Raw genomic sequence first — 11,642 nt, forward strand, 5'->3', positions numbered from 1 at the left:
GCGGTTACGGCATTCCGTCAAGCGGATCGCACGGCGCGGCACGGCGCGACCTCCGCGGTCGGGAGGCCGGGCGGGCGGAAGCCTCGCTTCAGCTGGGCCCGGCCGCGCGCTGAGGCTTCTGAGGCTGGATCGAGGGTGAAGCGCTCTTGCGCGGAGGAGCGGCGGGCTTCTGGTCCGCCGTTTTTGCCGTCATGTGGAGACGGCCCTCGATCTGGCCGCCTTCCTCGAGCTTCACTCGGCGACTCCGAATGTCGCCCTCGATCTTGCAGGTTTCCTGCAGTTCCACGCGACTGGCTCCCACGACGGTCCCGGTCACGGTGCCGGCGATCACGACATCCTGCGTGTCGATGTCCCCGGTAATACGTCCGTCCTTGCCGACGACCACGGATTTCGTCGCCTTGACCGAGCCTTCGATCTTGCCTTCGACCCGGACCGTGCCATCGCACATTACGTCCCCGAGGATCGTCATCCCGGGCGCGACGACCGAAACGACGTCGCTCAGTTCACGGGTGTGCCCGCCATGTCGAGAATCTCTAGCCATTTCGCTCCAATCCTTACTCCGGTTGCCTCTCCGCCGGGGCTCCCGCGTTGTCCCGACCGCCGTGGTCCGCCACCAGCGAGAGTGGGTCCAATAGTGCGCCGTTCCGGGCGAGTTCCAGGTGCAGATGGGGAGCCGAGGATCTTCCCGTGTTTCCCGTGAGGGCGATGACCTCGAGTCGCTCCACTTCGTCGCCGGCCTCAGCGAATAGCCACGCGTTGTGGCCATACAATGACGTTAGCCCATCGGGGTGCGCAATCCGCAGAAATTTTCCGTAGATCGGGTCTTCGCCCGCCTCCTCGACCCTCCCCGCCTGAATCGCTCGCACGTACGACCCCGTCGGAACCGCAATGTCCAATCCCGGATGTCCTTCGCGCGAATCGGCCGGCCGTGAGCCGAAGTGACGGGTGATGAAGCCGCGCTGCGTGAGAGGCCAGGCGAGGGTCGTCGCCTCTGCCGGGCCCGGCGACCTGACCTCCATGCCTTCCCTGAGGACGACGTTTACCGGCGGCGATTCGGCAGGCCTTCCGGCGGTTACGGCAGCCTGGAGGAAACCGAACTCTTCCTCGAGTTCGTTCAAACGACTCGCCAACCGGTTCATCCGCTCGAGCTCCCTCTCGTGCGCGGCGACTTCCGCCTCCAGTTCGAGGACTCGACCGGACTCCGTCCGCCAGGCCGTCAGGAGACCCCCCAGAAACCCCAGGCCCAACAAGGCGATGATCGTACCCGCCACCGAGACGAGCGGCCGGGCACCGCCGAGGGGCAGGGATCGTACCTCCCGGCCATCCCGTCGGACCAACTGCAGGGTCCATCGCCGGAGGAAGGTCATTCGCGAAGCTCCGCAGCGAGTTCGTCCCCTCCCATCAGGGCAACGAGCCGCAGAAAATCATCGGTATCGTGGAAACGCACGACGACCTCGCCCGCTCCGTCCGATCGCGTCCGGATCCGCACCTGGGTCCCGAACCCTCGCTCAAGCCCCAGTTCGACGCGCCTCACCACGGGATCGCCCGCCCTCGTCCGCTCTTTTCCACGGGTCTTCCGTCGCCCGCGCTGTGCGGGGCGGACACGACGTTCCGTCTCCCTCACGGACCACCCCCGCTTCGCCGCCTCCAGCGCGACGCGGGTTTGCTCGTCGGGGGTGGACAACATCAGGAGGGCGCGGCCGTGACCCGCGGACAGCTTCCCCCTGGCGAGCAGGCCCAGCACCGCCTCCGGCAGGGCGAGCAGTCGAAGAGCGTTCGCCACGGTCGATCTGTCCCGCCCCACGTGCCGTCCTACCTCTTCCTGCGTCAGACCGAAATCCCGCATCAGGCGACGATACCCTCGGGCTTCTTCAAGTGCTGACAGGTCATGACGTTGCAAGTTTTCGACGAGCGCGACGACAAGCATCTGCTGGTCGTCCAGCGGCCGCACCAGAGCCGGAACCGATGTCCAGCCGAGACTCTGAACCGCCCGGAATCGCCGCTCGCCCACGACGATCTCGAACGCGTCTCCCACGGGCCTGACGACGACCGGTTGCAGCAGGCCGTTCTCGCGGATGGAGTCCGCGAGTTCCGCGAGGCGGGCCGGGTCGAAGTCGCCGCGGGGCTGGAACGGATTCGCCTGGATGGCTTCGACCGGAATCTCCGCTTCCGCCGCGACGCGATCCGTCCCGAGGTTTTCGCCCAACAGGGCCGCAAGCCCCTTCCCGAGACGGCGCTCGTTCCTGGGCAACTATGAACCCCTGTGCCGATCGATCAGCTCCCGGGCCAGGCTCAGGTATCCGCGGGCCCCGCTCGACAGGACATCGTACAGAGCGATCGGCTCTCCAAAACTCGGGGCTTCGGCGAGCCGAATGTTCCGGGGGATCATCGTGTCGAAGACCTTGCCCCCGAAGTACTCGCGCGCCTCGGCGGCTACCTGTTTGGCCAGGTTGAGGCGCGAATCGTACATCGTCAGCAGCACCCCCTCGATCTCGAGTTCCGGGTTGATGCTGCGTTGCACCAGCCGCACGGTGTTCAGGAGCTGGCTGAGCCCCTCCAACGCATAGAACTCACACTGAATCGGGATGAGCACGGCGTCGGCGGCCGCCAGTGCGTTCAGCGTGAGGAGCCCGAGGGACGGCGGTGAATCGATCAGGATATACTCGAAGTCGCCCCGCAGAGCCTCGATCTTCCGGCCGAGGATTCGCTGGCGGTCCGATCGATCGATCAGTTCCACTTCGGCGCCGGTCAGGTCCCGACTCGCGGACACCACGGACAGGCACGGGAAGTGGACTTCCGGCCGCACCGCCGCCTGAAGCGGCTGTCCGTTTACAAGGCAGTCGTACACGCTGGGGACGTCGCCGTCCTTGCGCAGCCCGAACCCGGAGGTCGCGTTCCCCTGCGGGTCGCAATCGATCACGAGCGTGTTGCGCTCCGCGATCGCCAGCGAGGCGCCGAGGTTGATCGCCGTCGTGGTCTTGCCGACCCCACCCTTCTGATTCGCAATCGCGATCACCCGACCCAAATCAGTCCACCCCTCGCTGATCGCCGCACCCGGCGGCATGAACCGACAACACTTCCAGTGAATCCGAAAATATATGGCGCTCTCGTGACCCGGGCGACCGGGTGTGGAGTCCGCTTCGCGGCCGAAGCAGGGTTCGGCTACGGACTGCCGGATCAGATCCCGCGGGACCCCGTGTTTCACGTGAAACATGTGATGACGGTGGTGACGAAAGCCACTTCCGCGCGCGGCCGAACGAAACCTGACGTTTCACGTGAAACGATGGCTCGACATCGACGGTCGGTCTCTTGCGGGCACGCGCGCCCGCAAAGAGCTTCGTCGTCCACTCGCCACGCGTCGGCTCCCGTTCACCGGGAGCCACAACGACCGAGCGGAACTCCGACCGCCGGGCTCGCAACGGCAACAACTTCGGGAGGCGACGATCTCCGCAACGATCCCCGCGACCGACCGGCTGATCCTCGCGCTGGACGTTCCAACCGCCTCGGAAGCGCGAAAGACCGTCGACGCGCTGGCCGATACCGTTTCCTTCTACAAGATCGGCCTGGAACTCTTCCTTTCCGGGGGATACTTCGAGCTGGCCGACTGGCTTCGCTCCAGGGACAAGAAGGTATTCGCCGACCTCAAGCTCTTCGACGTTCCACAGACGGTCAGCTCCGCGGTCCGACAACTCCGGACCCGGGACGTGGACTTCGTCACGGTGCACGGCAACGATGCGATCCTCCGTGCCGCCTGCGACGCTGCCGCGGGCGATCTCGGGATCCTGGCCGTGACCGTTCTCACCAGTCTCGACCGAGCGGACATGGAAGACCTCGGCTTTGAAGCGGACATCGGGGACGTCGTCCTCTCGCGAGCCCGCAGGGCGGAGGGCATCGGCTGCGCCGGCGTCATCAGTTCCGGCCACGAGGCCGCTCGAGTTCGCGCCGCGGTGTCCCGCCGGTTTCGCATTGTCGTCCCCGGTATCCGTGCGGCGAGGGAAGCCGGTACCGATGACCAGAAACGGACGGTCGACGTGGAGTCCGCGTTCGAGGCCGGGGCCGACTACATCGTCATGGGACGACCTATCCGAAACGCTCCGGATCCCGCGCGGGCCGCAGCGTCCGTTCAGGAGAGAATAGCGGCCTGGTTTCGGCACGTCGACGCCGCCCCGGACGTCACGCAGCAGGTTCTGTAAACCATTATATAACATAGTGTTATGGTCGCTGCCGCCGCTCGGCGGGACCGATGTCTCGTCGCTGCCTTGACGCCGCGTTGAGACCCGGCGGCGATACTCGGTTCGAGTTCCGCTTCTCCACCCCCCGTGAAGCACGGGGCACCTTTTGTTCGTACGGGGGTATGTTCAACTGCACCCAGTCTTGCCCACCGGAGCCGTGATGCAATGATAGAGCTTCCCGATGTTGAGCGGATGATCGACCGCATTGCCGGTTACACAACCGGTAAGACGATCTCCATAATCCGGATCGACGACCCGGACGTCGCTTCAATTGAGCGCGATATCGTCGAGAATCATCTTGAGAACCACGCCGTGGATTCCGTTGAACGCCACGGTCGCTACGTCGTCCTCCGCTTCCGTTCCGATTACAGCCTCATGTTCGACATGGGGGATGACGGCCTCCTGCGGCTCGAATCGCAGACCGCGCCTCCGACGGACCGGACCCGCATCCGGTTCCAGTTCGCGGCCGGCAGGGAACTGCGTTTCTCGTCGTCGGGCTCCCAGGGCACGGTCCAGGCCGTGCCGGGGAGCGAGTTCAACGAGAAAGGGTCGCTCCAGAGCCTCGGGGTGGACCCGCTGAGCGACGACCTGACTCTTGAGCGCTTCGAAGCGCTGGCGCAGGGGAACGCGCGTTCCAGCATCAAGGGCTTTCTTCTGAACCAGAAAGCGATTGCCGGGATCGGCAACGACTATGCGGACGAGATCTGCTTCCAGGCCGGCGTACGTCCCGACCTTCGCGTGGGTCAGCTGGAGCCGGAGCAGCTCGATCGGCTTCACCGCTACCTGAAGCGGGTTCTGAGGCGGGCCACGCTTCACTGGAGTGCCGCCCATTCCGATCCGGGGTGGCTGATCAACTCACGCTCGTCCGGCGGCCCCTGCCCGCGGTGCCGACATGCGTTGACATCCGTCCGCGTGACCGGCCGGAAGACCGTGCTCTGTCCGAGGTGTCAGCGCGCCGCTTGAAGGTCCAGCGCAGCGTGGACGGCGTCCGGGCGGTGCGTCTCCGGATGCGTCGCGTGCGCGGCCTCGCGGTCTGCCTCCTCCTGGCGGTGCCCGTCACCGCGGCGGGTCCCCTCGTGGCGCAGGCAAGCGACGCGGCCACAACCGGCATCCGCGACCGGAACGGTCATCCCTTCCGCACGCCCGCGGGCTCTCCCCTCGAGCCCGTACATCGTCTCGCGCTGTTGAGCGCGACGCGCGACTCCCTCCGCGACGGCATTGCCCTCGCCGACATCGGCGACCGGCTCGGGTTCTGGATCCGGCGCGATCCGGGCGGGAAGGTGGAATACGCGGGAGCGATTCACGGAGGGGCGTTTTCCCGCTTCGATCTCGAAGGTCCGGATCAGGCCCTCATCGAAGTGCACTACCGAATCGGAGTCCTGTTTCGCGCGCGTTTCGGGGCGGTTGCGGCTCGTGCCGAACTCTATCACCTGAGTTCGCATCTCGGAGACGAATTCCTCCTGGACACGGGGGCCCGTCCGATCAGCACGAGCCGGGAGGGACTGGAACTCATGCTGCAGGGGTCTCCGGCATCGGGGCTCACCGTCTACGGAGGTCCGGGCGTGCTGTTGCGCGCCACCCCCGACTTCGAGCCCCTTTCGCTGCGCGCGGGCGCCGCCTGGGAGTCCCCGCCGGGAGCGCGCGCGCGTTTCCACGCCTCGGTCGACTACTTCGGCTGGGCGGAACTGGGGTGGGAGCCCGCCATCGCGGCGGAACTCGGGGCCGGGCTGGCCCGAGGAACGCGGGTCGGGTTGCTCCTCGGCTTCGGCCCTTCCCGCGCCGAGCAGTTCTTCCGGCAGTCCGAACGCCTGATCGGGCTCTCCGTCTCCCACGTAAGGTGACGAGGCGGCGCCTCGCCGGCGGTCGACGGCGCCAGTCGTCCCCGAACCGCTACTCCTTCTGTCGGGAGGGCGCCGGCTGTGCCTTCCTGCGTTCCCGGGAGAGGTACATCTGCTGCGGCAGCGACATGACGTTGGAGGCCGTGTAGTACAGGTTCAGCCCGGCCGCGAAGTTGGCGAAGAAGAAGGTGAAGACGACCGGCAACACGTAGGATATCATCTTCATCTGCGCGTTCGTCTGCATGCCCCGCTGCGTGATCCAGTTCAGCAGCAGCATCGATCCGCCCATCAGGATGGGCACGATGAAGAGGGGATCCCTGAGGGAGAGATCCAGCAGCCACAGGAAGGGCACGCCGCGGAACTCGATCGTGTTCTGGAACACGAAGAAGAGGGTGATCAGAATCGGGAGCGGCAGAAACATGGGCAGACAGCCGCCCAGCGGGTTGACCCCGTGTTCCCGAAAGAGCTTCATCTGCTCCTGCTGCAGGCGCTGCGGGTCGCCCTTGTAACGCTCCTGCAGCTTCTTGATCTCCGGCTGCAGCGCCATCTGCTTCATCTGTGCGCGGCCCGAGATGTGGAACAGCGGCGACAGGATGATCCGCGACCCGACGCCGAACAGGATCAGGACCCAGCCGTACGCCAGCGAGAACGACTCGTGCATCCAGATCAGGATCGCGACGATCAGGTTCCCGAACGGTCGGGTGAACCACCGGAGCCAGCGCCAGCCGACGGGGTTCACATTGTGGAGTTCCTGCCCCACGGCCTGCAGCCGCGCGAAGTCCTGCGGCCCGATGTAGGCCACGTACTCGAAGCCGGCGCTGCCGGCGGGTACCGGCAGCGCGGCCTGCATCTCCGCCGCCTCCTCCTCGGGCACGCCCCGCAGCATCACGCCCCCGATGCCCGGCCCTCCCGGCGGCGCGACGACGGCGGCCAGCCAGTACTTCGATTTCGATGCGGCCCAACTGAACGGACCGCCGGAGGCCGGCCTCATCTCGCCGTCGTCCACGCGGTCCAGCCGCTCGGCCGCGATCTGTCCGGAGCGGCTCCGGGTGACGAGCGACATCGCGGCCTGGTCCTCCCGGGGCACGGCCTCGTTGCGTTCGATCCCGCGGCCGAGGCCCACGAGAACGACGTGCCCCACATCCCCCAGACCGCGCAGCCCGCCGCTCACGTCGATGCGGTAATCGTCCGGGTGGAAGCGATACGAGACATCGAATGTGACCTCTCCGATCGCGGCCTCGAAGCGCAGTTCCGCGGGCCCATCCCGCACCTCGAGCGTGGACGTCGACGCCGTGAAGGCGATCGACCCGAGGGAAACCGTGTCGCCACGCAGCGTCAGCGCGTACGCCAGGATCGAATCGTCGGGCCGCACCAGTTCGACGTTGGGGCCGCCATGTCCGCCCTCGGCGAAGTTCCGGTGCGCGAGCATCGTCGCGCCCACGAGTCGCGCGCCCCGCGTGTCGAACCGGTACTCGTACAGTTCCGACCGGACCGTGACGATCGAGCTCTCGCGGGCCGCGGCGGTTTCCTCCGTATCCTCCGCAACCGCGGGCGTATCCTCCGCTTCGGCCAGCACCGCCGCCACCTCCTGCGCCGCTCGTTCCTCCGCGGAAAGGCGGGTCAGCTCATCCGCCGCGTCCGCGGTCTCCGGCGTCTGCGCGCTGTCGGCCGACGCCGGCGCCACGGGCCTCTCGGCCGGCGGGAAGAACACGTTCGAGAGGATCATCACGCCGACCATCAGCGCGATGGCCAGAAGCAGACGACGCTCCATTCAGCGCTCCCGGGCGGGAACCGGGTCGTAACCGCACGACCCGAGGGGATGACAGCGAAGCAGGCGCCGAACGCCCAGCCAGCCGCCCCGCACGGCGCCGAAGCGCCGCACCGCGGTCAGGGCGTATTCCGAGCAGCTCGGCTCGTACCTGCAGGCGGGCGGCAACCAGGGAGAAACGACGAGCTGGTAGCCGCGAATCGCTCCGATGATCACTCTTCGCATACGGCCTCCAGCGAATCCATCAACGTTACTCGAAGCCTCTGATACGAGGCGTCGTAGGCGGCCGGTTTCGCTCTCACGACCAGGTCCAGTTCGAGCCTGCGGGTTTCAAGGGCGGGCAATACGTCGATGCGGGCGATCTCGGTCAGACGCCGACGGACAAGGTTTCGCGCGACCGCGCCGCGACCGTGGCGAGGCGTCACGACTCCGACTCTGGAGCGGCCCGAGGGCGACGGAGCGACGAACACGTCCACGATGGGGCCGCGGCGGCGACGGCCGGCACGGATGGTTTGGCGAATCTCCCGCGCTGTGCGCAGCCGAGCCGCGCGAGGCCGTCGAAAGCCTTCCGGCGGAGGCCCGCTAGCGGCTTCGTCGCTTGCGACGGAACGCGTCACTGACGGTGAGCCGACGTCGACCCTTCCTTCTGCGGCGCGACAGCGTGCGGCGGCCCGCCTTCGTCTTCATGCGCGCCCGGAATCCATGATCGCGAACGCGCTTCCTGTTGGTTGGCTTGCTGTATGTGGGCTTCCCCATCTCACATCACCCGAGGCTTTCCGGTCATCTCACAGGCTTTCGAGGTCAGCCCGGAAGTCTAGACCTGATGCGGGATAGTGTCAATTCGGCCCGTCCCCACCGGACTGCGCGCCCCTCCTTTCCCGCGATCCGCCCGCCCGCGTCGCGGAGCGGTTCCCGTCGTTGACACTCGCCGGCGGATTCGCCTAAGATCAGGGCCCCGATCCCACCGTCTTTTTTCTCATGCCGGGCGTCACGGATGGAGCTGACTGCACACGAGGCCTGGATCAAGATTCGCGCGTCGGCGAAGCTCGTGCTCCCGGAGCAGACCTACCGTACCTGGCTCGGATCGACCGAGGCCGTTTCCCTTTCCGACGATACGCTCGTCGTGTCCGCGCCCACGAGGTTCGCCGTCGAATGGGTCGAGGACAAATACGGAACTCTCCTGCGGGACATCTCCGAGCGAGAGCTCGGCGCGCGGCTCCGGCTCCGCTTCGAGCACAAGGGAGCCGAGGAACGTCTCGACTTCCCGGAAATCACCGAACCCTACCCCGGAGACCCCGGTCACGCGCTGGCCGCGCAGACGCCGAATCGCGGAGGCCTTCCGGCGGCCGCGGCGCTGAACGAACGCTACACCTTTGCGCGCTTCGTCATTGGCGGCAGCAACGAACTCGCCGCCGCGGCATCCGACCGCGTGGCGGCCGCGCCCGCCACCACGTACAACCCGCTCTTCATCTGGGGCGGCACCGGTCTCGGCAAGACACACCTTATGCACGCGATCGGAAACACGATTCTCGACCGGCTCCCGGACTGCCAGGTCGCCTACGTCCCCTCGGAGCAGTTCACCAACGAGATGATCGACGCGATCCGGACCGGGCAGACTGCCCTCTTCCGCGAACGATATCGCCGTATCGATGTGCTGCTCATCGACGACGTCCACTTCATCGCCAACAAGGAAGGGACGCAGGAGGAGTTCTTCCACACGTTCAACGCGCTCTACGACGCCAAGAAGCAGATCGTCATCACGAGCGACCGGCCCCCGCAGGACATCCCCGGGCTCCAGGAACGTCTCGTTTCCCGTTTCGAGTGGGGTCTCGTCACCGACATCCAGCCCCCCGACCTGGAGACGCGTTCCGCCATCCTGCGCAAGAAGGCCGATGAGGACGGGATCGAAATCGGAGACGACGTCATCGAGTACGTGGCGCGGAGTCGGCGCACCTCGGTCCGGCAACTCGAGGGGGCTCTCATCAAGCTCCTCGCCTTCAGTTCGCTCACGCGACGCGAGATATCGCTCGACATGGCGCGCGACGCACTGGGGCCCGAAGGCAACGAGGCGGACGAGCACGTGATCGAAGTGTCCGCGGAGGAAGTCCGTGCCCGCATCGCCGCCTCCTGGGGCGTCTCCGTGGAAGCACTCACGTCGAAAAGGCGGAACCGCACCGTGACGGTGCCCCGGCAGGTCGCCATGTACCTCATCAAGATGCATCTGGACCTGCCCTATTCCGACATCGGCCACCTCTTCGGCGGCCGGAATCACTCGACCGTCATCCACTCCGTCAACAAGGTCGAGGCGGACATGGCCTCCGACCCCACCCTTCGCGGACGCGTCGGCCAGCTGCAGCAAGAGCTGTTTCGAACCTGATGTCGCGTTCGTCCATTAACGTGTGCAAAATCGGACGAAGAGTTGCTGCTCGCGCACACCCTCGGGCACCGGGTCTCCGCCGCGGCGCCAGGGTTTCGCCGGAGCTTCGACAACCGTGTCGGCGTGTCGACAGCGGGCGCGGCGTCCCAGGCGGCGAGAAACACGGGGAACCCCGAGTTTTCGACACTTCGACAGGCTCTACTACTACTCCGTTGAGACACATATCATACGCAACCGTAGAACCCACGGTGGAAAACCCGAACCGATATCGCCGGAGTTGAAATGAGATTCTCGATCACCCGAGAGGCGCTTCAGCAGGGGCTGGCGGCGAGCGCCGCCGCCGTCCCGACGCGAGCCGCGCTCCCGGTTCTCTCGAACATCCTGATCCATGCGGAGGACGATGCCGTGCGGCTGAGTGGCACGGACATGTCCATCTTCGTCTCGTTGTCCGTGGCAGCCGAAGTCTCGGAAGCCGGGGTCGTTGCGCTGCCCGCAAGACAACTCCTGGAGATCTCGCGCGTGCTCGACGACGCGCCGGTGAAGTTCGCGGCTGCCGGTGGCGATGGCGACACGGCCGCGACCGGAGTGGACATCGAGTGCGGCCGGAGCAAGTTCCGCCTCTACGGGCAGGCCCCGGACGAGTTCCCGGACTTCCCGGATGTCGACTTCGCCGGCGGCTGGGAGATGTCCGCCGGCGAGCTGCAGACGCTGATCGAGCGCACGAGCTTCGCCGTTTCCACGGAGGACAGCCGCCCGATTCTGAACGGAATCCTGTGGCAGTTGCGTGAAGCGGCGACCGTCATGGTCGCGACAAACGGCCACCGGCTCGCGAAGATGTCATGCGAACTGGACGTCAGCGGGTCGCCGGCGGAGGCGGATCTCATCATTCCGCCGAAGGCACTGAACCAGGTGCAGAAGCTGTATTCGGCCGACACGGTGCTTCAGGTCGCGCGCTCGGAGAACCACCTGGCATTCCGGTCAGAGGATCGGGAGGTCTTCACTTCGCTCATCGAGGGGCCGTATCCGAACTACGAACAGGTCATCCCGAAGGACAACGACAAGGTCGCGACCGTGAACCGCGCGGCGCTCGAGACGGCGGTGCGGCGCGTCGCGGTGATGGCGGATGACTCGACGAGGCGGGTACGGCTTTCCTTCAAGGCCGGCGATCTCGGTTTCAAGGTTCAGACGCCGGATCTCGGGGAGGCGGAGGACGCGCTGTCGCTGGACTACGAGGGCGAGGACATCCAGATCGGTTTCAATGCGACGTACCTCCTCGAGGTACTGCGTCACATGCCGGAGGAGGATGTTCGAATGACGTTCAAGGCGCCGGAACGAGCGGCGACCTTCTCTCCCGCGAGCGGCGAACCCGACTATCTCTGCCTTGTCATGCCGCTGCGCATCCTCGACTGAGTCCAGACGCGAAGTGG

General features: G+C 66.3%; 13 protein-coding genes. 5 read left to right on the plus strand and 8 right to left on the minus strand.

Going from position 1 to position 11,642, the window contains the following annotated elements:
- Positions 1–88 precede the first annotated feature (88 nt).
- Genes ACOGI9_RS12920 through ACOGI9_RS12935 form a run of 4 tightly spaced genes read right to left on the minus strand, consistent with a single transcriptional unit; the run spans position 89 to position 3,025 of the window.
- The gene (locus tag ACOGI9_RS12920; protein ID WP_419857524.1) at positions 89–541 is read right to left on the minus strand and encodes a bactofilin family protein; all 453 of its coding nucleotides are present in this window, start codon (positions 539–541) and stop codon (positions 89–91) included.
- Positions 542–554: 13 nt separating this feature from the next.
- On the minus strand, positions 555–1,367 hold the full coding sequence (locus ACOGI9_RS12925) for a M23 family metallopeptidase (protein ID WP_419857525.1): 813 nt from the start codon (positions 1,365–1,367) through the stop codon (positions 555–557).
- Positions 1,364–2,251, minus strand: a complete 888-nt coding sequence (locus ACOGI9_RS12930; protein ID WP_419857526.1) for a ParB/RepB/Spo0J family partition protein — start codon at positions 2,249–2,251, stop codon at positions 1,364–1,366. Before ACOGI9_RS12930 ends, ACOGI9_RS12925 begins: the two co-directional genes overlap by 4 nt.
- Positions 2,252–3,025, minus strand: coding sequence for a ParA family protein (locus tag ACOGI9_RS12935; protein ID WP_419857527.1), 774 nt, complete (start codon positions 3,023–3,025; stop codon positions 2,252–2,254). It abuts the gene before it with no gap.
- 418 nt (positions 3,026–3,443) lie between these two features.
- On the opposite strand from ACOGI9_RS12935, the gene pyrF reads away from it, so the two are divergent.
- The 3 genes from pyrF (at position 3,444) to ACOGI9_RS12950 (ending at position 6,073) form a co-directional block, all read left to right on the plus strand.
- Complete coding sequence (pyrF, locus tag ACOGI9_RS12940) at positions 3,444–4,193, plus strand: orotidine-5'-phosphate decarboxylase (RefSeq protein WP_419859297.1); 750 nt, start codon at positions 3,444–3,446, stop codon at positions 4,191–4,193.
- A gap of 204 nt (positions 4,194–4,397) precedes the next feature.
- The gene (locus ACOGI9_RS12945; protein WP_419857528.1) at positions 4,398–5,195 is read left to right on the plus strand and encodes an Fpg/Nei family DNA glycosylase; all 798 of its coding nucleotides are present in this window, start codon (positions 4,398–4,400) and stop codon (positions 5,193–5,195) included.
- The gene (locus tag ACOGI9_RS12950) at positions 5,192–6,073 is read left to right on the plus strand and encodes a DUF1207 domain-containing protein (RefSeq protein ID WP_419857529.1); all 882 of its coding nucleotides are present in this window, start codon (positions 5,192–5,194) and stop codon (positions 6,071–6,073) included. Before ACOGI9_RS12945 ends, ACOGI9_RS12950 begins: the two co-directional genes overlap by 4 nt.
- Positions 6,074–6,122: 49 nt before the next feature.
- Here ACOGI9_RS12950 and yidC read toward each other — a convergent pair whose 3' ends face one another.
- Genes yidC through rpmH form a run of 4 tightly spaced genes read right to left on the minus strand, consistent with a single transcriptional unit; the run spans position 6,123 to position 8,594 of the window.
- Positions 6,123–7,841: a membrane protein insertase YidC gene (yidC, locus tag ACOGI9_RS12955; RefSeq protein ID WP_419857530.1), complete on the minus strand. Its 1,719-nt coding sequence runs from the start codon at positions 7,839–7,841 to the stop codon at positions 6,123–6,125.
- Positions 7,842–8,063, minus strand: a complete 222-nt coding sequence (yidD, locus tag ACOGI9_RS12960; protein ID WP_419857531.1) for a membrane protein insertion efficiency factor YidD — start codon at positions 8,061–8,063, stop codon at positions 7,842–7,844.
- Positions 8,051–8,455: a ribonuclease P protein component gene (locus ACOGI9_RS12965; RefSeq protein WP_419857532.1), complete on the minus strand. Its 405-nt coding sequence runs from the start codon at positions 8,453–8,455 to the stop codon at positions 8,051–8,053. The genes yidD and ACOGI9_RS12965 overlap by 13 nt, the downstream gene beginning before the upstream one ends.
- Positions 8,421–8,594 (minus strand): 50S ribosomal protein L34, encoded by a 174-nt coding sequence (gene rpmH / locus ACOGI9_RS12970; RefSeq protein WP_310754963.1) that lies wholly within the window; start codon positions 8,592–8,594, stop codon positions 8,421–8,423. The genes ACOGI9_RS12965 and rpmH overlap by 35 nt, the downstream gene beginning before the upstream one ends.
- A gap of 238 nt (positions 8,595–8,832) precedes the next feature.
- On the opposite strand from rpmH, the gene dnaA reads away from it, so the two are divergent.
- Together dnaA and dnaN are read left to right on the plus strand one after the other, a co-directional pair.
- Positions 8,833–10,215 carry a chromosomal replication initiator protein DnaA gene (gene dnaA / locus ACOGI9_RS12975; protein ID WP_419857533.1) on the plus strand — a complete coding sequence of 461 codons (1,383 nt, stop codon included), beginning with the start codon at positions 8,833–8,835 and terminating at the stop codon, positions 10,213–10,215.
- Positions 10,216–10,497: 282 nt separating this feature from the next.
- The gene (gene dnaN / locus ACOGI9_RS12980) at positions 10,498–11,625 is read left to right on the plus strand and encodes a DNA polymerase III subunit beta (protein ID WP_419857534.1); all 1,128 of its coding nucleotides are present in this window, start codon (positions 10,498–10,500) and stop codon (positions 11,623–11,625) included.
- Positions 11,626–11,642: the final 17 nt, after the last annotated feature.

This window comes from Candidatus Palauibacter irciniicola (assembly GCF_965208695.1).
GTDB classification, from domain to species: Bacteria; Gemmatimonadota; Gemmatimonadetes; order Palauibacterales; family Palauibacteraceae; genus Palauibacter; species Palauibacter irciniicola.

What these genes read in the sequence shown, in the direction of transcription:
- ACOGI9_RS12920 (WP_419857524.1), bottom strand. Translation starts at nt 541, where the DNA reads ATGGCTAGAGATTCTCGACATGGCGGGCACACCCGTGAACTGAGCGAC.
- ACOGI9_RS12925 (WP_419857525.1), bottom strand. Translation starts at nt 1,367, where the DNA reads ATGACCTTCCTCCGGCGATGGACCCTGCAGTTGGTCCGACGGGATGGC.
- ACOGI9_RS12945 (WP_419857528.1), top strand. Translation starts at nt 4,398, where the DNA reads ATGATAGAGCTTCCCGATGTTGAGCGGATGATCGACCGCATTGCCGGT.
- yidC (WP_419857530.1), bottom strand. Translation starts at nt 7,841, where the DNA reads ATGGAGCGTCGTCTGCTTCTGGCCATCGCGCTGATGGTCGGCGTGATG.
- yidD (WP_419857531.1), bottom strand. Translation starts at nt 8,063, where the DNA reads ATGCGAAGAGTGATCATCGGAGCGATTCGCGGCTACCAGCTCGTCGTT.
- rpmH (WP_310754963.1), bottom strand. Translation starts at nt 8,594, where the DNA reads ATGGGGAAGCCCACATACAGCAAGCCAACCAACAGGAAGCGCGTTCGC.
- dnaA (WP_419857533.1), top strand. Translation starts at nt 8,833, where the DNA reads ATGGAGCTGACTGCACACGAGGCCTGGATCAAGATTCGCGCGTCGGCG.
- dnaN (WP_419857534.1), top strand. Translation starts at nt 10,498, where the DNA reads ATGAGATTCTCGATCACCCGAGAGGCGCTTCAGCAGGGGCTGGCGGCG.